Source organism: Pristimantibacillus sp. PTI5, assembly GCF_048572955.1.
In the GTDB taxonomy this organism is placed as follows: Bacteria; Bacillota; Bacilli; order Paenibacillales; family Paenibacillaceae; genus Pristimantibacillus.
Window position 1 is genome coordinate 2,701,797 of record NZ_CP183886.1, and the last position, 21,950, is coordinate 2,723,746.

The window sequence follows — 21,950 nt, forward strand, 5'->3', positions numbered from 1 at the left end:
CGTTGCAAGCCCTGACACAATCCCGTATATTATAGCATTGTAAACAAGCGGATGCATCTTGTGTTTTGAACATTGTTGCGGATTTCGGCAATGGTGTGATAGAACACATTGTTAATCACATCGGACTTCAGCCATTTCCACAGTCTTTCAACAAGGTTGAGTTGCGGGTTGTAAGGAGGTAGGAAAACCAATTCGAGTCGGCCTTTCATCTCTTCCAAAAACGATTGCAGCAGTTTGGCATGATGAATGTTGACGTAATTTTTATACGGGCATTACGTGGGTTAAGTATGTTATTGGTTAAAGGATGGGTTCATTCAGCACTGGGTAGCCTCAATTCACTGTAAAGCAACTATACATATAATACTACTCCCGGCTTTGCGTTCCCAACTATTATCCTTTTGGCAAAATCCCAATTCTTCTACGAACACAGTAAAGGATGGCGTTATGTCATTCATACTAAGGCATAAACAAAATTTTTCGATTAAAATACTATCATTGTTCACATGCATTTCACTATTAGTTATATTATTATTGATGCACTCCATGATTTTCAATCGATGGATAGTCTTAGATTCTCCACTCTCCGCGACTAAACCAGAACCGAATAGCCCAAATACCAACCTGTAGTTTGGCGCTCCCTCTTCAAAAATTGCTACAACTTCGTTAACAGTCTCGACCAAGGTGCTGTTTTGAATTTTGTCTTGTAAGATACTCCATGGATTGTCTTGAAACCACGAATCATTATCCTCGACAGTATCATCAATAAATCCGATAGCTCTTGGTTTTTCGTATAAAAAATCTCTATTCACACATGTCCCCTACTTTCTAACTGCTGTATATTTTCCACCCATTTTATCCGCTACTCTTTTAGATAAGATGTCCCAAACTTCATCACGCTTCCCAGAGTTATATAAAGCTTTTACATCAGGATCATTAGCTAGTTCTTTTTGAGTATTACTATACAACACCCGTATATCCTCTGCTCTCACTTTTCACCCTTGAGCACCTCTCTTCATACTCAGAGTCGTGCCATTTGGTGATACAGCTCTTATCTACGCCACATCGAATCCAACTGCTGTCTCAAAATCCTGTTGCATTTTCAAAATCCTATGAGAAAGCGAACATAGCAAAAAACAGGTCAATCATGGTAGTATCTGACCATAATCGACCTGCTTCGCATATCGTAATAGCTTTATTTAGGTTACAGAATTAAAGCATTTGATGTGTGTACAAACAAAATGGTGAAATCTTAATATGGGTATTACACGGGTTAACTTTGTTGTTGGTCGAGAAACAGATTCATTCTGCATTGGGTAGCCCTATCTTCTTACATATTTTCAATATCGATAGCTTCCTTCACTACAAACCTTTCATACCATCCGTTTAAGGGGAAATTGGCAACATTGACTATGTCCAATTCTAGATGTTTAAGAATAAATAGACCACCTCTTTCAATGATTCTAATTAGTGGGTCATATACATCTAAGTATATTTGTGCATCAGGATTTTTATCAGTATATTTCGCAAGTTGTAAATAGTATCCAAATACTTTGCCAACATATTTTTTTTCATCTAGAAATTCAGTTGCTTCCTTATTGCAATAATCCGAAATAACTATTTCTTCTTCATCACCTAATAACTTTGCTATATTTGCATATAAAGGCGGTACTGGCTTTTGTGATTGTTCTTTAAAGAATTGAGCTAATCTTCTCAAAAACTCATAGCCTAGATGAGTATCTGACTGTGACAGATTTGACCCAACTACATCCCAATTTATACCATTTATTCTTTGCAAAGCCTTGTCCAAGTACATTTCTTCACCTCAAACTTTAATAGTCGATTTCATCATCCATATGTTTAATAAAATCAGATCCCGAATCATATCCTGGGAATGGATCAGTCGGATTTCGATCAGTAAGATTAGCTTTATCATGTGCATTTTTAGAAGGGTTAACATCGAATACCTCTGTTTCTGGATTCCATGTAGAACGATCCCTCAAAGGCATACCTCCATCCATTAATTCTTGCTCTTTGATCTCATGATTTGCTAAATTCCTAAACCAATCTTTCTCCTTCTGTGTCAGTTCGCTCTTCTGAGCCTTCTGCCAAGCATACGCAATCTCTGGGTCAGCTTGAAAATATAAATCCTCGTATGGTTTACCACCTACTGACAGCTTGTGCGTATCTAAGAACAGATGCTTCTTCATCTTTAAGACCTGTTCTTCTGTCAATAAGCTCCTTAATTCCTCCCACCAGCTTTGGCATCTTCGATGCCAGCTTGGCAACGCCTGCTGCTCCCAAGGATACTGCGGCCGCAACAACCTCAACGGCCCTCATGAGGTTTTTGCCAAATTCACGCGCCTCTTCGTACGTCGAGTTCCCATTCATTACATTTTGATGGTTCTTTATGTAGGTAAAGGGATCTATAAACTCCTGCTTCAAGCTGTCTTTCAACTCGCCGAACAGTTCTTTAGGAGTTATCTCTCCGGTGGCGATTCCTTTCGCAAGTGACCAAGCTTCTGGAAGAGTCTTCGTCCAAAATGATAGATTCGTTGGATTCATCTGAACGGCCGCATTAAGAAAGTCTACCCCGTCTTCTGCCAATTGTGATACCATTCCGTCCCCAATACCGAAGATAGTCACTGCTTTGACCAGGTTATTACTGTTTATTTCATATTTATTCGTATTCTTTCGGTCTAATCCAACATCTCCTACTGCAAACTTTATTAGATCCTTTGTAACTACTCCTTCTTTGCCTAAATCGACACCTTCATTTTTCCATATAGCTGCCCGACCATCATTCTCCAATAGCATATGGTAACCATATACCGCTGCATAGGTCTGTTTATCATACTTGCCAGTAATGGGGCCCTCATAGATCTTCATCTTTACGAGATTGGTTTGTAATTCCTTGATTTCTTTCGCTGTAAATTTACTATTTACATATTCTGTAGAGCATTTGTGTGCGTACAAGCGGATTGAAGAAACCCTTGTAGCGGTATTCTATGGGTCAAACCTGTTAATGGACTTCTCTTATGTGAAAGTCTCGAATCGTTTCGAGCAGTTTTCGTTTTTCAATATTATATTTGACGGTTTCACCCCGCTCAAAAGTAAAGAGCACTTGAACAACCAATTAAGGCATCGTCAAAGTGCTCTAGGTTTAAGCTTTAAATATTATTCGCAACTCGTGGGATTCTTCTGAAAATTACCACGAAATTTTACTATTATAAGTTCTTTGCAGTAAAAAACTCTTAAACTGACATAACAGTAATAATGCTTTCCCCTGCTGAAATTTCTAGTCCATTGGTTAAATCCCGAATCTTTTTCTGATCAGGTATCCTATTCTTTACTGTTTGAATTAATTTCATATTTTCTAAAAATATACAAAAGTTAGTTATACTTAAGCTTTCATTATCCACATGCATTTCAATCATTTTAATATCATTATTTGCGCGGTCAATCTCTCGCACACGATATACAGTTTTCCAATCACTACTGTCTTTGAGTAAACCTGAACCGAATAGACCGAATAAACTCTGATAATCCGGATCCCCCCCTCCAAATATTTCCACTATTTCTTGGATTAATTCATCTAATGGGATTACTTTGAACTTTTTCTTCATTAATTCCCACGAGTTATCAAAAAACCAAGATTCTAAATCCACAGGGGTATCGTCAATAATCCCTGGAATAATTGGCTTACTATAAAGAAAATCTCTATTCATAGATTATCACTCTCACTTTCTAATTGTACTAAATTCTCCACCAATTTTATTTGATAAATTCGTAAATAACATATCCCATACAGCTAGATTATTCCCGGATTTCAACATTTCTTGTGCGCGCGGGTCATTTCTCACTTCATTTTGTGCCTCGCGCATTACGTCTTTTAATTCTTCACTAGAGACCTTCCAGCCTTCAGAGCCTCTTTTCATACTTAATGTTGAACCATTTGGAGAAACCGCTCTTATTTCAGCCATATCAAAATCTACTGCCGTAACTATATCCTCCAAACTGAAAGGTCCGTTTGTAGGATGATTGTGAGTAAATATAGCATCTTTGGCTAAGTGCTTATAATTACTGAGATCAATTTTCTTTTCAGTACCAACAATGGTGTCTCCAATCTTGTCACCGTTTTTCTTAAAGAATTGACCATGTTCTACTGTCTTAAATCTAATTTCATCTTCAAACTTTAGTACAGATGCTGCAAGCCCCTTACCAACAACCCTCTCCTCAAGCTCATTTACTTTATTTGGAGAGTCCTTTATAAGCTCCTTAATTCCTCCCACCAGCTTTGGCATCTTCGATGCCAGCTTGGCAACGCCTGCTGCTCCCAAGGATACTGCGGCCGCGACAACCTCAACGGCCCTCATGAGGTTTTTGCCAAATTCACGCGCCTCTTCGTACGTCGAATTCCCATTCATTACATTTTGATGGTTCTTTATGTAGGTAAAGGGATCTATAAACTCCTGCTTCAAGCTGTCTTTCAACTCGCCGAACAGTTCTTTAGGAGTTATCTCTCCGGTGGCGATTCCTTTCGCAAGTGACCAAGCTTCTGGAAGAGTCTTCGTCCAAAATGATAGATTCGTTGGATTCATCTGAACGGCCGCATTAAGAAAGTCTACCCCGTCTTCTGCCAATTGTGATACCATTCCGTCCCCAATACCGAAGATAGTCACTGCTTTGACCAGGTTATTACTGTTTATTTCATATTTATTCGTATTCTTTCGGTCTAACCCAACATCTCCTATTGCAAACTTTATAAGATCCTTTGTAACTACTCCTTCTTTGCCTAAATCAACACCATCATTTTTCCATATCGTTGCCCGAGCATCATTCTCTAATAGCATATGATAACCATATACCGCTGCATAGGTCTGTTTGTCATACTTGCCAGTAATGGGGCCCTCATAGATCTTCATCTTTGCAAGATTGGTTTGTAAGTCCTTGATTTCTTTCGCTGTAAATTTACTATTTACATATTCGATTGTGTAATCGATTTTGAATTTCATGGCCTCTTCTTCGGACATTCTGTTCCAATTCACTGCATTCAAATCCGGTACAAGCTCCCATATTCTAAGCGTTGCCCCTTCGCTTTGTCTGCTTAATCCTTGATTAAACAGTGCCTGCGCGCGTCCACGCTCTCCATTCTCGATCGCTTTCATGATTTCAGTGCGGTCTTTCAAAACTCGATCATTCGCCTGATCAAGGGCAAATGCAGGAAGCGTCAAATCCTTGGCCGTCTGCTTATTAGCAATGTCGAGGACATTTTGAATTGATCGCATATTGGCAGCAATACTGGTGTTAAGCGGCTCAATTTCTGTCCCGTACCGCGCTACATTTTCCCATTGCGCTCCCTTATTTTGATAAATCGTTCGAAGCGTTTGATCAAGCCCAGTTCCTGCGTCAAGATGTTTAATCGTAAAAGATTGCCCTATGGCTCCCATAAAGCTATTCGTTAGGCTGCTGGCAGCATTGACGGACTTCGTCCACGCTTCCCGCTTTTTTGTTAATTCGCTCTCTTTGCTCGTATTTCCTTCGCCGCTCCACTCCAGCAGGTTGATTTCTATGCCATCGCGAAAAAGCCGGTCATAGGCCGTATCTAATGACGCTGATAAACTGGAATATTTGCTGTTCGCTGCGCTAGTCAGGGTGTTCTTGGCCTGCTCCATGGCCGATGTCGAAAGACTGGAAACCCCTTGCCAATAATCTCTTTTCGCTGAAAGAATAACAAAGTTCATTTTGTCCAATTCCTTAATGGCTGCACTATCGATATTGGCCAGCAGGTTATTTCTCACGGCCGTCTTTGCCTTCGCCAGCCGATTGCCTTCGTCACTCCGAAGATTAACCAGGTTATCCCACTCTTGCGATTTGATATGAACCATCAAATTATCGACCGATTGCTGAGAAACTGCACCAGAACGGCGTATGGTTAAATCACTGCCTGATTGCTCGGTAATTTGCTGCATAAAACGAATAAAATGAATCGATTGGTCATGATTACCGGCAGTAAGGGATTTATTCAGCGCATCTCGATTAGCCCGATACTCCCGATTCACGCTTTCCTGCTTGGAGTCTATGAGCAATCCGCCCATTTGGCTGTTATCTTTCAAAACCTTTTTAAGCTGGGTGTCTATCGCCGCCGTATCCTTATACTGATCAACTGCGTTCCAGTACTGCTTGCGTAATCCGATAATTTGTTCATTCACAACATCAAGCTTCGTTTTAGTAAATACAGTTCCCACTGCATTGTTCATTTGGCGAATGCTATCTTGAATCGCTTTGTCGTTATCTTTAAGATTAGACAGTTCTTTTTGCGTGTAATTGGCATACTCGTTCCATCTGACTTCTGTCTTATAAATGATGTCATTCGCAACCGAATCGAGCTTATACTTGCCGTCCGTAATGAGTAAGCTGGAAAGATCGCCGAATTGATTGCGATACGCATTTTCTTTTGCGCGTACTTGATTCGCTCCAATGTCGTAATTCGCTCGTTCCCGCCAATAGTCCTTTCGGTACTCGATAATCTTATTATTAACTTCATCCAACCGGTAGCTAGTGTTAACGTTAAGGCTTGCACCATGGGCTGTCGCTGTCTTCATTGCGTCTAGAGCCTTTTGTCTATCTGTAGCGCTCATGTCCATGATGTTTGAATAATAGCTGACTTTCGCATTTAGAAATTCTTGATTTTGCTTTTCCAAATTAACCATTTCGGCCGTATGGTCATTTACGTATGCTTTCCCTCGCAGGTTATCCGCTGCTTTTTTGGCTGCATCCATTCCGGTTGTACTCAGATTAATCTTCGCATCCCACCACTTTTTCTTCTCTTCCAGCAGCTTCCTTTCATTGGATAGCTTGTCTTGAAGCAATAAGCTGTATTTTTCATCAATAGCGCGGGATTGTTCGGTGTCTATTGCTCCTTTATCTCTTAGGGCTTGTCCTTTTGTTTGAGCAGACGTCATATCTTGCGATAGGTCATGCAGCCTCGCTATCCACCATTTTTCTTTCACAGCAACGAGCTGATCATTCATTTTTTTCTGCTCAAGTTGCTTATTGGTTTCCTGAATAGCTTTCAGCTTAATCAAATATTCGGCATCGAGCTTTGCAGTTGCTTCCGTGTCCTGGGCACCCGCTAACCTTAAGCTATCCCCTTTTGAGGAAGCTGCGTCCATTCCTGCTTTGTCATTCTTGAGACGCGCTTCCCACCAAAGCTGCTTAGAATTTTCTAAATCCTTATTAAGTGAATTTTGTTTCTCCGTTTGCAGCTTAACCGTGTTTTCAGCATCCAATTTGCGTATTGCATCTGTCTCTTGAGCCCCATCGGCCCGCAATTTCTGTCCTTGCTTCGCAGCATTATCCATCGCTGTCTGATCACCTTTAAACTTTGCATCCCACCACTCTTGTTTTGCCTTCTCTAAAGATCTGTTTAGTTCCTGTTGACTTGGAGCACCCGAACTTTTTTGTCCTTGTGCGTTATATGTGGTAATGGTGCTAGCGGGAGCCGGTACTGGTGAAGGGGTTGATACGATAGCACGAGCTTGCTCTAATGTTTTGTCAGCCCCGATTGTCCCGCCTTGCGTGCGAAGCGCATCCGCTTTAGTACGGGCTGCATCCATCGCAGCACGGTCTCCCCGTTCTAAAGCTGCCTGATATTCTTCTTTTGCTTGTAAAATTTGCTGATTAGCTGCCGCCGTCGCTTGTGCAGTCGGTTTCGGTGTTGAGGCTGGCGCTGCCGGTGTAACTGTCTTCGTTGCTGCGGCAGTGGTCGCTGCCTTTCCAGCTGCTGCAGCTGACGGTACCGCTTTACTTACGGAAGAACTGCTTACTGAAGATTTTGCTGCCGAACTTGTAGCTTTAGGTATGCTTACTGCCATTCATACAGCTCCTTTTCTGATAAATTATTACATAAAATACTAATATTTTTAAGATACACCAGTTTTCCAATTGTTTCATTAAGAGACTTTGTTGTACGTTGTTGGATTTTGTCGAATTACAACAGGTACCCATACAATAAAAGACTGCCGAACTCGCTTCGCATTCAAAAAACCGAAACAAAAAAAAGCAAACCAGCCGACAACTGGTTTGCTTCTGTGTCTTTATTGAGTTTTTGCTTCAAGCCGCTTGCATTCATCTCCGGCTTCACTTCCTCGTGCAGTTTTAGCTCCAACTCAAGCTGGGCTTGAGACCAAGTTAATTTTGGCTCTGCGAAAGTTGAGTCAACAAAGGCCGGCGCCTCCCGCGTGGAAGGCGCTGGCCTTTGCCAGTCTATATGAGTTAGATGCTCGTTAGCTGCTGCCGCAGCCGCCTCCGCAGGAGGAGCCGCAAGAAGATCCCCCGCCGCTATCTCCTCCTCCGCCGGAAGAATCTCCGCCTGAACCGCCGTGGTCTCCCCCAGAATCGTTTCTGCCATCGTCGGAGGAACCGCTGCAGGCGTACGTTGAATCGCCGCTGCCGTTTGCTTTGCGCTGCTCCTCGTTCTGGGCTTGATCCATCTGCTGAGCGAAATCATTCGGATTCGACATTGAATGATAGATAAGCATACCCGACAGCAGGCCGGTTGCTCCCAGTATTGGATCATAGCCATAGCTGTTCGCGGAGCGCGCTTCATTCCCGTAAGGCGGTTTGCCGCTGCCAACAGCCGAAAGCTGGGACCCGGCACGTTCTATTAAATAATCTACCGTTTCATTCAAGTCAGCGAAACGGGCCGCCGCCTTCCTATTAAACCACTGTGCCCGAAGCGTTTCTTTGTTGAATTCCCTCAATTCTTCAAGCCTTTGCTCCGACATGCGAGTCCTATAGAACGCTCCCCATATTCTACCGCTAGCCGGTGTCTGAGTGAACAACTCGCCGTAAACCCAATCGAACAGCGCCCGCTCTCCCGGCTGCGGCAGCGCTCCCGGTTCATGAGGCGCATGGTGAATCATTTCGCCGCAGAAGCTTGTGCAGAACTGTTCATACTCCCTGGTAAACATAAGCATTTCATGCCATACGGCATCCACCTGCCTGCTGTACATCGGAACGCTGCGCATGATGCTGCACATCAAGAAGTACCGCTTCAGTTCAAACCATGTCCAATCCCATTCTTTATCTGACATTCTCGGGAACTCCTTCAGTACGCGGTCCTTCGCTCGGCTCTCAAAGTCTGAGCTGAGCGCCGCCTCCAAGCGTTCCGCAGCCCGCCTCGCAGGGTGTCCGTACGGCACACCCAGCGCTGAAGGCAAATCCGCTTTCGGCCAAGGCGCAAATGCATTGGTCCGACCAAACGACCCTTGTCCCCTGCCGCCCGATCGACCGTTTCGGCTAGAACCCGTCGCCTTCATAATGACGCTTAATAAAATAAAGAGTAGTACCACTATGATCATAATCGCTGCAAATTGAGCCATTTTAACCTCCTATGCCGTTTCGTCTTACCCATATATTAACACATCTTTCCCGTCCGGGTTTAATACCGTTTCCATCAAGTAAAAAAACCCTTCGCAGCACTCTCTGCAAAGGGTTCACGCGCGTGCATCATCTTATCTTCTGAGCGAGGTCGTGCTGACAACGCCGTAGCGGAATAGCAGCTTGCGTCCTAGCAAGCCTACAGCCCGGTCCGTAATAAAGCCCATTAATCCGAGGCAAATCAGACCCACGAAAATCCAATCGGTACGAAAAAACAAACGCGAATTCCAAATCAAATATCCGATGCCCTCGTTTGAAGCAATCATCTCCGCCCCAATAATAGCCATATACGAGGTTCCCATCGCTAGCCTTACGCCCGTAAACATAAAGGGCACCGTCGAGGGTACGATCACATGGACGACGATCTGCCATTCCGAAGCCCCCATGCTCCGGGCTGACCGGATTTTATCCTCTTCGACAGATAACACGCCCGTCAGCGTATTGAGCACCACAATAAAGAAGGTCGCATATAAAATCAAGGCGATTTTGGAAGTTTCTCCGATTCCGAACCATACCAGAAACAGCGTAATGAAAGCAATCGGCGGAATGAATCGGATAAAGTTCAAGAACGGCTCAGCGAACGTGCGAACCACATTCACCTTGCCAATAATTAAGCCGACCGGTATCGCCAGCAGGCTCCCTAGCGTCCAGCCCATTAATACGCGGTAGGAGCTGATTCCGATATATTTGAGCAGGGAACCGTCTTCCAGCAGTTCATATCCTCCCTTCGCCGTATAGACGGGCCCCGGTAAAACCTCCGGGCCGTACAGGAGAGAAAGCAATTGCCAGAACGTCAGTCCCGCTGCCCACAGCAACAGCAGCAGCACCCCTTTTTTCTTCAGCAGACGCATCTGCCTTCCCCCTTTCTACTCGTCAAAATGAGATTGAATGCGTTCGTAAAGCTCATTGAATTCAGGTCTTGCGATATCTCGCGGATAAGCGAGCGGCACTTCGTATATATCCGTTATTTTGGATGAAGGCCCCGCCGACATAATGCCGATCCGCTGCCCAAGCAGAAGCGCCTCCTGGATGTCATGCGTAACAAAGATGACGGTTTTGTCCGTATTGCGCCAAATGCCGGCCAGCTCCCGCTGCATCGTCCGCCTTGTCATGGCGTCCAGCGCGCCGAACGGCTCATCCATGAGCAGGATGGCCGGGTCGTTAGAAAGCACGCGCGCGAGCTGTACCCGCTGCTTCATGCCGCCCGACAGCTCTCTCGGGAATTTTTTCTCATGCCCGCTCAGTCCTACCATAGCGATATACTTATCGGAAATCGCTTGCCGCTCTGCCGCCGGTATCCGCTTCATCCGCAGCCCGAACTCCACATTTTCTCTTACGGTCAGCCAAGGAAACAAGGAAGAGTCCGCCTGCTGGAAGACGACCGCGCGATCCTGCCCCGGACGCTCCACCTCGTCTTCGCCAACCCGCAAATTTCCCGAGGACTTCGAGACGAAACCCGCTACCATATTAAGCAGTGTCGATTTGCCGCAGCCGCTTGGTCCAAGAAGAACGAAGAACTCTCCTCCTTTGACGACTAAATCGACATCCTTAATAATGTAATGAAGCTCGCCGGCCGTTTGCTGCGAATAGCTCTTGTTTAAGCTTTCAATATAAATAGCATTGGTGTTCGGTGCGACTGCCATTTTGTTTGCCTCCCTACTTAAGTTCAATCACACGATCCGGGAACGCCTTGCGAACAAGCGCCAGATTCAATTTTTCATTCAGCTCAAAATCCTTCTCGATAATTTTGTTATCGACCATATATTTCTTTTGCCCCGCTAAGCCGTCATAAGCCTTTTGCGTAAAGCCGATGCTCCACGGATTGTTCGGCAAATCCTTCAGCGTCGCTTCCCGCGGCTGCTTCACTTCCTTGTACAGAATATCAGCCGTCTCTTCCGGATGCTCCTGCGCATAAGCCGATGCTTCATCCAGCGCCTTCAAAAATTCGACTAGGCTATCCTCGTTTTTGGCGATTAGCTCATCAGGCGCAACCAGACCTGTGCCGAGCCGCACAGGCGTCTGCGACATATCCGTCAGCTCATGCGCTTCCTCCAGCGCTGCAAATTTGGTGTTCAATACCGCCCCGTAGACCCATACTCCGTCTACTTCACCTTTTTTCAATGCGACATAGGCCTCATCGAAGCCGCCTTGGCCGATTAACTCCACATCTTTTAACGCAATGCCGTTCTCCGCCAAATAAACATCCCACAAATAAGGAATAAAGGTTCCCCGGGAGAAGCTAAGCTTCTTGCCCTTTAGATCGGCGGCATTCTTAATATCCTTCCTTGCAAACAGCTTCCACTCCTTGGCGTTGGCATCCGATGCCAGACCCGTAGAGGAGATAACGGAGTAGTCGCCCTTGCTTACTGCATTCAAAATTGGAAAGTCCGCCCCGTAAGCGATGTCTACCTGATTGATGAATAAGGAATTAATGCCTTCAGCCGGCGTCGCGAACGTGATCAGCTCCGCGTCTATGCCATGCTTCTCGAAAAATCCTTTGTTTGCAGCCACTCTAAACACGGGATTAGAGGTAATATCCGCTATCCGAAGCTTTAATGTATCCGCCGCTTTTTCATCCGATCCGCAGCCCGCCAGCACGACGCCAAGCATCGCTAGCACCAATCCGGAAATTCCCCATTGCCTTAAGCTGTTTTTTTGCATACGTCTTCTCCTCCATTATGAAAGCCCCCTTAGGCCCCTCTATTCAACTCGACCAATCCGCTTGCTAATTTTGCTCTGTCTCGTCGCTTCTGGCTACGCAGAGAGCACCCTCGCCAAAGGTGACCGTGCCTGCTACTTCAACCACGGATTCCGTCCCTCTTCCGGCTGCACCCGGCAAGCGATAATCGGCTACATCAATAGCGGCGATCTCCTTTTCAATCGGCTTCTCCAGCTGCGGCACCCACTCGTATGGCAAGCGGTAGGCGCGATAGACCATGTTGGAGTTGCGTTTGTTCTTATATGGCGAAATATATTCCCAGACGAGCTCATGCTCACGGGTCACTTCAAACACACGGCCGTCCGCACCCTCCGTTATTAGCGTATTGCCGTTTGGCAGGCGCTGGGCAGAACTGATGTACGGACTGTAAAAGCGGTAGGAGTCAAGCGGCGCCTGGAAACCGGCTTCGGTCGGCGTGTATTGCCATTCAACCTCAAGCGTGACGGGATTGATTTCCAAAATACGCGAATGATCGCGAAGCGCATTTTTCACACCGTCGGAGGATGGATTCGGCTTGCCGTAGCCAGCCCAGCCGCCGTTGTCGAAAATGAGGATGTTGCCCTCGCCGGGCAGTCCCTGCGGGATGAGATGGGCATGATGCTGCCCGATAATCCAGCCCAAATGCTTCGTTTCTGGCGTCGAGTAATCCGGCCCCAGCTGCCAAACGATTTTGCCCGTCTTCTTGTCGATAATCGCGATAATATTGGTTTCCCTTGCGTCCCAAATGATGTTGTCCGGATGGAAGCGCTCGTCGCCTTGGTCGTAAAATTTATTAGGTCCCAGAACGGAAGCAGAGTTGATATGCATCCAATCGCCGGAATTGTTGCCAAAAAACCTCGTATTCGGATCGCGTGACAGCGTCTGCTTCGCTTCCTCGTCAAAGCCCAGCTCTTCAAAATGGTCGCTGCACGTCCATTCCCATATCACATTGCCTTCCCAGTCCACTTCAATGATCGTGTCATCCAGCAGCTCGATCTCCGATATCTCCGGCCGTTTTACATTTTTGTGGGCTAAAATGATCGTATTGCCTGAATCAACCTTTGGCTCTTGTCCGGGCACATAGTAACCTACCGGATTGCCTTCGCGCTGGTAGTCATGATGGGCTCTCGCCATCCATTGCGCAGGATGGCCCGGGTCTTCAATAAATTCGTAGCGGTCAAACTTCCATACGATATTACCTTCCCAATCGACCTGAACGAGATTCGCTTCATCCTGGAAGCCGTACTTCGGATCTCTTTCCGCCGTGCTGCCAAGCACGTAGCCGCCTGGAAGCATTTTGTTCGGGAAACCCCTTAGTCCTTTCCACAAATGCACCTCGCGACCATTCATATCGATCAGCAATGCCCCTAAATCTGCTGCTTGGTAAATCGTGTAGCCGCTCCATGCTTTCTCCGGGTTATAAACCGTTGCTCCTGTTGGATAAATGGTTGGATGTCCCATAATAATCGCTCCTTATATGTAGGTTAATGACTTAATCACTCGTTTAATGCCAGTATCTCAATAGCTAATGAACCGTTCGGACCGGCGCTTCTGCTCCGCTTGCTGCTCGCGCTCGACCTTTTCTGCATTTTGTTTGGCAAGCGACAGCATCGCATCAGAGAAACCTTCGAGATTCTCGATCATTTGCCGGTAGCCGTTAATCTGAGAGGTGAGCTGCTCTGCGGAAAACCCCGCGAACAGCGTGGTAATGCTCCGTAAGCCGACATCATGGTTTCGGTTAAGCATTTCCTTCCCTTTATCCGTGATTTCAAGAACAACCGCCCTGCGGTCCTGCTCGCTTCGCTTCCGCACAGCTAGACCGCTTTCCTCCAGCTTGTCGCATAAGGCCGTAACCGCTCCTGAAGTGAAGTCCAGCTGCTCAGCCAGATCACCCAGCCTTTGCTCGCCATCCCGCAGGATAATATTCAGAATGAGGAGACCGGGCAGCGCAATCCCTTCTATCGAAATCTTGTCTCTTTCCTTCACGAACCTTCTTACCATTTTGCGAAACAGCCAATCCGCTTCCTCAAGCAGTGCCCAGTTGTAGTTTTCCATGAATTTTAATTCGTTCTCCTTTTCGCAGGGTGACCGAGCTTAGATACAAAAAGGCCCCCGCCTTCTTTTCATGACGAAAAGAGAGCAGGAGCCTTTGGTGGTCCAATCGGCTAACCTAATTGTTTAATGCTAAGATAATGAATGTTCATTTAATCGTTCTGAAGCCAATATTAAACCATTAATTCACATCAGTCAAGTAGGAATTAAAAATTCAGAAAATATAGCTATTAACAGATATATCCCCAATTTATTCACAATTGTCCACAGGTTGTTCATAATATTGTGGATAAGTTTATGGAATATGTGAGAAACCTCTTTTTCGACTCAAATTCTTATATCTAATTCCGAAATTGTTCTTACCACAACAAGAGAGTACAAATAATTCGTTCCATAAAAAGGAATTTGTGGTATATTAGTAGAAATTAAAACAGCAATCTTACCATTCGGATTTCTTTTCACAAACACCGATCTTTACTAAGGATGTGTAAGCTTCTGAAACATTTATTATCTATAATATATTTAATATGTATAATGCTTTTAGTCATAGCTTGCACTTCTCGGCAAGAAATCCAAAACGATTATCATGTGGAAGACGCGGTTTTAAAAGAAATCAGTTCATATAAACTTAATGAAAAAAATTACTTGATGTTTGTGGATACTCCAGAAACAGATAATAAAAAAATAACTTTATATCTTCCGTATTCCGTGAATAATATTAATGTTAAAGCAATTGAACTGATGCAAAACAAAGAATTAATAACTAAACAAATCAGGGTCGATTCCCCTAATATCATCGGTAACAAACTTTACTTTACATTGAAAGAGTTTGTTCCTTTTTTTAATAGAGCAAGCCTGATTCTTGCAGACGGGAGAACCGTGAGCATTAGCACCGGTCAGTTTTATTTACAAAAATATGTAACCAAAGACAATGTGCCTCAAGATAAACTTAAATTCTCGGACAGCGGCCATTTTAAAAACATAAATGGAAAAATCGCATATTCTGCACAGTTTAGCTTTAAAGGGAAGTCAGATGTAGAGGATGTAAGCATAGTTCTGCCCGATGGATTATTTCCGCCACTTAACGCCAAAAATTTTAAGTCCGTTGATTCAAGCGATATAGCGTCCTCGTATAACTTGGGCCTTACTTTTCCTGAAGTTGAGTTCAAACGGCACCATGTAGACTCCCTTACTTTTGAGATGTTATGGGCCCAGAAATATGAGGATAAAGATGCAATAATTCTAATGGCTTCAGTCCCAATTGGATTAGAAGATTATAGCAACTAAAGTTAAATAAAAAGCAGCGATTAAACCTGACCAAATAAAAATGGCGGAGCAAGGGTATACCTGCTCCGCCATTTGTTTATCTTTCAAATCACATGTTGTTTATCCTTTACCTTACACCGAAGCATAGTGGCAAGCGGCAAAATGCCCCTTCCTCACTTCGAGTAGCGCCGGTTCATCGACCTTGCACTTGTTTGTCGCAATCGGGCAACGCGTGTGGAATTGGCAGCCCGTCGGCGGATTGATTGGGCTCGGCAGATCGCCAGTCAATACAATACGCTCGCGGTTCGCTTCAACCTCCGGATCCGGGATCGGAATCGCCGACAGCAGCGCCCGTGTATATGGGTGCGCAGGACTTGCGTAGAGCTCGCTGCTCTCGGCAAGCTCGACGATTTTGCCCAAATACATAACCGCTACGCGGTCGCTGATATGCTTAACCATCGACAAATCATGCGCGATGAACAAATAAGTGAGACCCATTTTGCGCTGCAGATCCTGCATCAGGTTCACAACCTGCGCTTGAATGGATACGTCCAGCGCCGAGATCGGCTCATCCGCGATAATGAAGCGCGGATCGACCGCAAGCGCGCGCGCAATCCCGATACGCTGCCGCTGGCCGCCGGAAAACTCATGCGGGTAACGCGTGGCATGATCGGGATTAAGACCTACGACATCGAGCAAATGCTCGACTCTATGCTTGCGTTCCTTCTTGCTGCCTACAAGCTTGTGGATATCCAGCGCTTCGCCGATGATGTCCATAACCGTCATACGCGGGTTCAACGACGCGTACGGATCTTGGAAAATCATTTGCATATCGCGGCGCAGCGCTTTTAGCTTGGCACCCTTCAGCTTATAGATATCCTGCCCGTCGAAATTGACTCCGCCGCTTGTAGGCTCATAGAGCCTCATGATCGTACGGCCGGCTGTTGATTTTCCGCAGCCGGATTCCCCAACGACGCCGACGGTTTCTCCTTTTTGAATGGAGAAGGTGATATCGTTAACGGCCTGGAGCGTCGCTCCGCCGCCTAAATGAAAAAACTTGCGCAAATGATTGATTTCAATTAACGGTGCACTCATACAGACACCTCCCGATTTGCATAAGGATGCGCGAGCCAGCATGCCGATGCATGCGATTCATTGCCGTCTACCGGGAGCAATTCAGGATCATTGTCTACACATACCCTCATGGCTTCATCGCAGCGGGCGCAGAAGCTGCAGCCCTTAGGCGGTTTAATTAAATCCGGCGGCGTTCCATAAATCGGCACAAGCGGATCTTCCTTCTTCTGATCAAGACGCGGAAGCGAGCGCAGCAGCCCTCTCGTATACGGATGCTTTGGATTTTTGAAAATCTCCCATTTTGTGCCCGTTTCGACGACCTTACCAGCATACATAACGATAACGCGGTCACACATATCGGCTACAACGCCTAAATCATGAGTAATAAGAATAATAGAAGTGCCCAGCTTTTGCTGCAAATCCTTCATCACACGCATAATTTGCGCCTGTATCGTCACGTCAAGCGCCGTAGTCGGCTCATCTGCAATAAGCAAAGACGGGTTGCAAGCAAGCGCAATAGCAATCATCGCCCGCTGGCGCATACCGCCCGAGAACTGATGCGGATATTGGTTGACTCGTGATGCAGCGTTCGGAATACCGACGAGATTAAGCATTTCAATAGCCCGCTCAGCAGCCTTCGAACCGCTAATGCCTTGATGCTTAATCAACCCTTCGGTAATTTGCCGTCCGATGGTTAACGTAGGATTAAGCGACGTCATCGGATCCTGGAAGATCATACCCATTTCTTTGCCGCGGATGTCCTCCATTTGGCTGTTCGACAATTTCAAAATATCTTTGTCCTTAAACCTAATCGATCCGCTGGTCTCTGCCGGAGGCGATGGAATCAAACGCATGAGCGACTGGGCGGTTACGCTCTTGCCGCAGCCGGACTCCCCGACGATCGCTACTGCCTCGCCTTTATTAACATGAAAGTTAACGCCGCGAACCGCCTTAACGATACCGCCGCGAACTTTGAAATTCACACGAAGGTCGTTTACTTCAAGTAACTTCTCCATCCTTGTCCACCTCCTACTTCTTCATTTTCGGATCAAGCGCATCTCTTAGACCGTCGCCAAAAATATTAAAGCATAGCATAGTAATGCTAATGACCGCCGCCGGGAAAATCATTCTCCACGGATACAGCGTCCATGCTTTGATTGCATCATTGATCATCGTACCTAGAGATGCTGCCGGAGACTGAACGCCAAGACCGAGGAAGCTCAAAAAGGCTTCCGCAAAAATCGCGCTCGGAACTGTCAGTGTCAGCGTTACGATAATCGGGCCCATTGCATTCGGAATCAGATGCCGGAATAAAATACGTCCGGTACCGGCGCCAAGCGCTTGGGCAGCCATGACATATTCTTGGTTTTTGAGCTGCATGATCTGGCCCCGCACGATCCATGCCATACTGATCCACCCGGTTATACTCAGCGCAACCACGATGGTAAGCATGCTGGGCTTAAAAATAACGATTAATAGAATAATAATGAGCATACTCGGAATCGAGTATAAAATTTCGCAGAAACGGTTCAAGATTTCATCCACTCGGCCGCCGAAATACCCCATGATTCCTCCGATAATAACGCCGAGAACCAAATCGGCAAGCGCAGCATATAAGCCAACCTGCAGGGAAATGCCGGCTCCCATCCAAGTCCGGGTGAAGAGATCGCGGCCGAGATCATCCGTGCCAAACCAATAGGTGGCCGAAGGACCCAGGTTTTTTTCCCTCAAATGATTCGTCTGATAATCCTGATCGGATATAATCGGACCGAAAATAGCCATAAGAGATACGATGACTAGAATAATTAAGCTGATCATCGCAATTTTATTGGAACGCAGCCGCAGCCAGGCATCTTTCCATGCCGAAATGCTTTCGCGGACAACGACTTCCGTATGCTTCTCGTCTTTGCTCAGCTTTGCGAATTGATCCGGCGTAAAGGTGTTTTCCTTCATCCTTTCCCCCCTCCTCTTGTCAGCTTAATGCGAGGATCGACAAAACCGTAAGCAACATCAGTCAAGAACCGCGCTGCCATCAGGATAATGCCATAAAATAAAGTAAGCCCCATTATGAGCGTATAGTCACGGTTAGAAATACTTTGTACGAAATATTTGCCGATTCCGCCGATACCGAAAATTTGCTCAACAACAACCGAGCCGGTAATGATGTTCGCGGTCATCGGTCCGATGTAAGTAACCACCGGTAAAATCGCATTTCGCAGCGCATGGCGTACCAGGATGATGCGGCCGTTCAAACCTTTGGCGCGAGCAGTCTTAATGTAATCCGCAGACAATACTTCCAGCATAGTCGAGCGTGTCAGACGCGCGATGAAGGCTGCGGGAAGGAAAGAAAGCGCTAGCACGGGCATAATAAAGTCGGTCGGGTCGTTCAGACCTGATACACTGAGCCATTGCAATTTGCTTCCAAATACGTACTGCAGAATAGACGCGGCAAGGAAGTTCGGAATCGAAACCCCAAGCACCGCAATGATAATCGTGGCGCTATCCAGCCATTTGCGATGATTAAGCGCAGCAATGATACCCAGAATAAGACCTGCCGCTACGGACAGGATGACGGCAAAAAGTCCAATTTGAGCGGAATATATAAAGCTTTCTTTAATGATTCGTGAGACGGACATATACTGCTGCTTCATCGACATCCCCAAATCGCCGTGAAGCAAATTGTTAAGATACATCAAATACTGCTTCCATACCGGCTGATCAAGGCCGTACATTGCCAAGAGATGCTCTCTTATTTTTTCCGGAATCGCTTTTTCCCTAACAAAGGGATCGCCCGGGATGATTTTCATGAGAAAAAAAGTAGCTGACGCAAGAACAAACAACGAAGCGAACATGGACAGAAACTTCTTGAATACATATTTTATCAACGCAATGGACACCTCCTTACAGAATATAAACAAGAAGAATTGTGGAGTGTTAGAGTCTGAAATAGTCAATAAGAAAGGGATATATGCGGACATCCCGCATATATCCCTACCTTCAGATGCTGGAAGGATGACTATTCCGCTTCGTAATAACCTCTTGTGTAATCAATGTCGCCTTTGTAATCTGTGATGATATTTTTGAATCCAGGTTTCAGCATGTAAACGTTGCTGTAGTAGTAAATCGGCATGATCGGCATTTGATCCATCAGGATTTTCTCTGCTTCAGCCATAGCAGCAATACGCTCTTTTTGATCTCCGCTTGCGTATGCTTTTTTGATCAAAGCATCGTATTCGGGCGAAGCGAAGCCTGTATTGTTTTGGCCGCCGCCAGTAACGAACATATCCATGTACGTCATTGGATCGTTATAGTCAGCTCCCCAGCCTGCGCGGGAAATTTGGTAGTTCATTGCCGTACGGTTTTTGAGCAGGACAGAGAACTCTTCGTTCTTGGCAACAACTACGATACCAAGATTTTGACGCCACATCTCGACGATTGCTTCCGCAATCTTCTTGTGCCCGTCGCTCGTGTTGAACGTCAATGTCACTTCAGGGAACTTAGAGAGCTTCAGTTCAGCAAGACCTTCGGCAAGCAATTTCTTCGCTTCTTCAACATTTTCTGTAAAGTAATCATCTTTCACTTCGGCACGGTAATCTTCTTTCTCACCGATAATGCCCGGCGGAACAAAACCGAATGAAGGAACCTCACCGGCCATCGTTACGCTTTCCACGATCGCTTGACGATCAATCGCCATCGCAAGTGCTTTACGGACTTTTACGTTGTTGAACGGGACTTCTTCCGTGTTAAACATGTAGTAGTATGAGCTTGCAATCCCTTTTGTAACGAACTCATCCTTCTTCGATTCTTTAAGAACCGGGATTTGCTCGGCAGGAATTTCACCGGTAGGTTTACCTGTGTAATCAAGCTCGCCTGTCTCATAGTTCGCAAGCTCAGTTGCAGAATCAGCAAGCATTGTAAAATTAACGCCTGCAAACTTCACTTGGTCTTTATCGTAGTAGTTCTCGTTCGGAACGAGTTTAATCGATGTATTGTGCTGCCATTCGCTCATTTTGAAAGGACCGTTACCGATGATTGTAGCCGCATCCGCAGCCCAAGCCTCGTTATCCTTCACCGATGGGTGAACAGGGTTGTATACGTAGAAAGAAGTCAGGCTCAAGAAATAAGGGGTAGGCGAGTTCAATTTCACTTCCAGCGTTTGAGCATCAAGAGCTTTGATGCCAACGGCGTCAGCGTTCGTCGTTTTGCCTTCGTTATAATCTTGTGCGCCAACGATGTAGTAGAATTGGTAAGCGTATGTCGAGCCTGTTGCAGGATCAAGCGCGCGTTTCCAAGAGTATTCATAGTCATTAGCGGTAACAGGGTCACCATTGCTCCATTTCGCGTCTTTGCGAATGGTAAACGTGTAAGTAAGTCCATCCTCGGACATTTCCCATTTCTCTGCTGTTGCAGGAATGGTTTCGCCATTTTCGTCTTTACGAGTCAAGCCTTCATAAATACCTGTGGCAAGCGTACCGGATACGTTGTCTTCCATAAGTGCAGGATCCAGCGTCGAAGGCTCAGAGTGAATGTTCAAACGGAACACTTTCGCTTCAGTCGTCTCGCCGGTTGTCCCGCCATTCGCAGCGCCGTTGTTGCTTGTTTCTTCTTTCGGCGTACAACCTACCGCGATCATAGCAAGAATGAGTAAAGCAGCGATAAATGAAAAAGCAGACTTTCTTGTTCTCATTGTTACCCTCCCGTTTTTTTCTCTACTTTGTTCAGCAGTGGGTAGTATCGTCCACCTTACTCGCCTTATATACAAACGTTTGCATCAGAGAGAAAGCTTCTGATCCAAATGCGCGTATCCTCTTGAGCTAATGTTATACACTCATCCCATCCAAACATAGAGATTGAAGTTTACTAATAAATTTCACTATACATCCATGTTAATTATTTATCAACAAAATATGTGCTGTAAATTTATGTATTAAATGACTAATATCAGCTATACTTTAGCACTTTGACGCGTTTATTCAATTAATTAATTTGTCACTTTAATGCTTTACAGCGTTTATTCAATTTATTATTTTGTTACTTTAACGCTTTGAAGCAGTTACAGGGAATAAATAGCAAATATAGATCAAATTATATAAAATATATAAATCATTAAATATTCTTTTAATTTCCAATTGATTTCGAATATAATTTAGCTTTTTGTTTATAAAATCGAAATAAACCGCAATATCACTATGATTTTTCGAATTCACAACATTGCCATATTAATATGAAAAATAAAATAATCGGACCTCATTTCTTCATTTTTACTAAAATAATAGCTGAATCTGCCTATTTCATTGTTTATAGCATTCTTCTCGGCTTATTATTTTATACCGCTTATTCACTGCTCCACCGGAAGAACAACAAAAAAAGGACCTACTCGTGTATAAACACCGAATAGGTCCTTTGAATCAAATGCCGA

General features: G+C 45.3%; 19 protein-coding genes and 1 pseudogene. 1 reads left to right on the plus strand and 19 read right to left on the minus strand.

Going from position 1 to position 21,950, the window contains the following annotated elements:
• Positions 1 to 65: 65 nt before the first annotated feature.
• The 14 genes and pseudogenes from ACN6MW_RS12115 to ACN6MW_RS12180 all read right to left on the minus strand — a co-directional run.
• Positions 66 to 248: pseudogene (locus ACN6MW_RS12115) on the minus strand (transposase); the annotation flags it as partial.
• An 87-nt stretch (positions 249 to 335) separates the two neighbouring features.
• Complete coding sequence (locus tag ACN6MW_RS12120) at positions 336 to 809, minus strand: hypothetical protein (protein ID WP_419875623.1); 474 nt, start codon at positions 807 to 809, stop codon at positions 336 to 338.
• A gap of 9 nt (positions 810 to 818) precedes the next feature.
• Positions 819 to 965, minus strand: a complete 147-nt coding sequence (locus ACN6MW_RS12125) for a hypothetical protein (protein WP_419875624.1) — start codon at positions 963 to 965, stop codon at positions 819 to 821.
• A 362-nt stretch (positions 966 to 1,327) separates the two neighbouring features.
• Entirely contained in the window at positions 1,328 to 1,813 is a 486-nt protein-coding gene (locus ACN6MW_RS12130; RefSeq protein WP_419875625.1) for a hypothetical protein, read from the minus strand.
• A 16-nt stretch (positions 1,814 to 1,829) separates the two neighbouring features.
• Positions 1,830 to 2,207 (minus strand): hypothetical protein, encoded by a 378-nt coding sequence (locus ACN6MW_RS12135; protein ID WP_419875626.1) that lies wholly within the window; start codon positions 2,205 to 2,207, stop codon positions 1,830 to 1,832.
• On the minus strand, positions 2,158 to 2,973 hold the full coding sequence (locus ACN6MW_RS12140) for a peptidoglycan-binding domain-containing protein (protein ID WP_419875627.1): 816 nt from the start codon (positions 2,971 to 2,973) through the stop codon (positions 2,158 to 2,160). Before ACN6MW_RS12140 ends, ACN6MW_RS12135 begins: the two co-directional genes overlap by 50 nt.
• A 278-nt stretch (positions 2,974 to 3,251) precedes the next feature.
• On the minus strand, positions 3,252 to 3,725 hold the full coding sequence (locus tag ACN6MW_RS12145; RefSeq protein ID WP_419875628.1) for a hypothetical protein: 474 nt from the start codon (positions 3,723 to 3,725) through the stop codon (positions 3,252 to 3,254).
• A 12-nt stretch (positions 3,726 to 3,737) separates the two neighbouring features.
• On the minus strand, positions 3,738 to 7,874 hold the full coding sequence (locus ACN6MW_RS12150; RefSeq protein WP_419875629.1) for a hypothetical protein: 4,137 nt from the start codon (positions 7,872 to 7,874) through the stop codon (positions 3,738 to 3,740).
• 411 nt (positions 7,875 to 8,285) lie between these two features.
• The gene (locus ACN6MW_RS12155) at positions 8,286 to 9,383 is read right to left on the minus strand and encodes a hypothetical protein (protein WP_419875630.1); all 1,098 of its coding nucleotides are present in this window, start codon (positions 9,381 to 9,383) and stop codon (positions 8,286 to 8,288) included.
• Between the two features lie 132 nt (positions 9,384 to 9,515).
• A complete protein-coding gene (locus ACN6MW_RS12160) occupies positions 9,516 to 10,292 on the minus strand; it encodes an ABC transporter permease (RefSeq protein ID WP_419875631.1) in 777 nt (258 codons plus the stop codon).
• Between the two features lie 15 nt (positions 10,293 to 10,307).
• A complete protein-coding gene (locus ACN6MW_RS12165; RefSeq protein ID WP_364151846.1) occupies positions 10,308 to 11,084 on the minus strand; it encodes an ABC transporter ATP-binding protein in 777 nt (258 codons plus the stop codon).
• Positions 11,085 to 11,097: 13 nt separating this feature from the next.
• Complete coding sequence (locus ACN6MW_RS12170; protein ID WP_419875632.1) at positions 11,098 to 12,102, minus strand: ABC transporter substrate-binding protein; 1,005 nt, start codon at positions 12,100 to 12,102, stop codon at positions 11,098 to 11,100.
• A gap of 64 nt (positions 12,103 to 12,166) precedes the next feature.
• The gene (locus tag ACN6MW_RS12175; protein WP_419875633.1) at positions 12,167 to 13,600 is read right to left on the minus strand and encodes an aryl-sulfate sulfotransferase; all 1,434 of its coding nucleotides are present in this window, start codon (positions 13,598 to 13,600) and stop codon (positions 12,167 to 12,169) included.
• Positions 13,601 to 13,657: 57 nt separating this feature from the next.
• Positions 13,658 to 14,194: a MarR family winged helix-turn-helix transcriptional regulator gene (locus ACN6MW_RS12180; RefSeq protein WP_419875634.1), complete on the minus strand. Its 537-nt coding sequence runs from the start codon at positions 14,192 to 14,194 to the stop codon at positions 13,658 to 13,660.
• A gap of 585 nt (positions 14,195 to 14,779) precedes the next feature.
• Between ACN6MW_RS12180 and ACN6MW_RS12185 the strand changes: the two genes are divergently transcribed.
• Complete coding sequence (locus ACN6MW_RS12185) at positions 14,780 to 15,478, plus strand: hypothetical protein (RefSeq protein WP_419875635.1); 699 nt, start codon at positions 14,780 to 14,782, stop codon at positions 15,476 to 15,478.
• Between the two features lie 111 nt (positions 15,479 to 15,589).
• Here ACN6MW_RS12185 and ACN6MW_RS12190 read toward each other — a convergent pair whose 3' ends face one another.
• The 5 genes from ACN6MW_RS12190 to ACN6MW_RS12210 form a co-directional block, all read right to left on the minus strand.
• A complete protein-coding gene (locus ACN6MW_RS12190; protein WP_419875636.1) occupies positions 15,590 to 16,552 on the minus strand; it encodes an ABC transporter ATP-binding protein in 963 nt (320 codons plus the stop codon).
• Positions 16,549 to 17,547 carry an ABC transporter ATP-binding protein gene (locus ACN6MW_RS12195; protein WP_419875637.1) on the minus strand — a complete coding sequence of 333 codons (999 nt, stop codon included), beginning with the start codon at positions 17,545 to 17,547 and terminating at the stop codon, positions 16,549 to 16,551. The genes ACN6MW_RS12190 and ACN6MW_RS12195 overlap by 4 nt, the downstream gene beginning before the upstream one ends.
• Before the next feature lie 13 nt (positions 17,548 to 17,560).
• Entirely contained in the window at positions 17,561 to 18,484 is a 924-nt protein-coding gene (locus ACN6MW_RS12200; protein WP_364151862.1) for an ABC transporter permease, read from the minus strand.
• Positions 18,481 to 19,416, minus strand: coding sequence for an ABC transporter permease (locus ACN6MW_RS12205; protein ID WP_364151864.1), 936 nt, complete (start codon positions 19,414 to 19,416; stop codon positions 18,481 to 18,483). Before ACN6MW_RS12205 ends, ACN6MW_RS12200 begins: the two co-directional genes overlap by 4 nt.
• A 131-nt stretch (positions 19,417 to 19,547) precedes the next feature.
• Positions 19,548 to 21,218, minus strand: a complete 1,671-nt coding sequence (locus ACN6MW_RS12210; RefSeq protein WP_419875638.1) for a peptide ABC transporter substrate-binding protein — start codon at positions 21,216 to 21,218, stop codon at positions 19,548 to 19,550.
• Between the last annotated feature and the right edge of the window lie 732 nt (positions 21,219 to 21,950).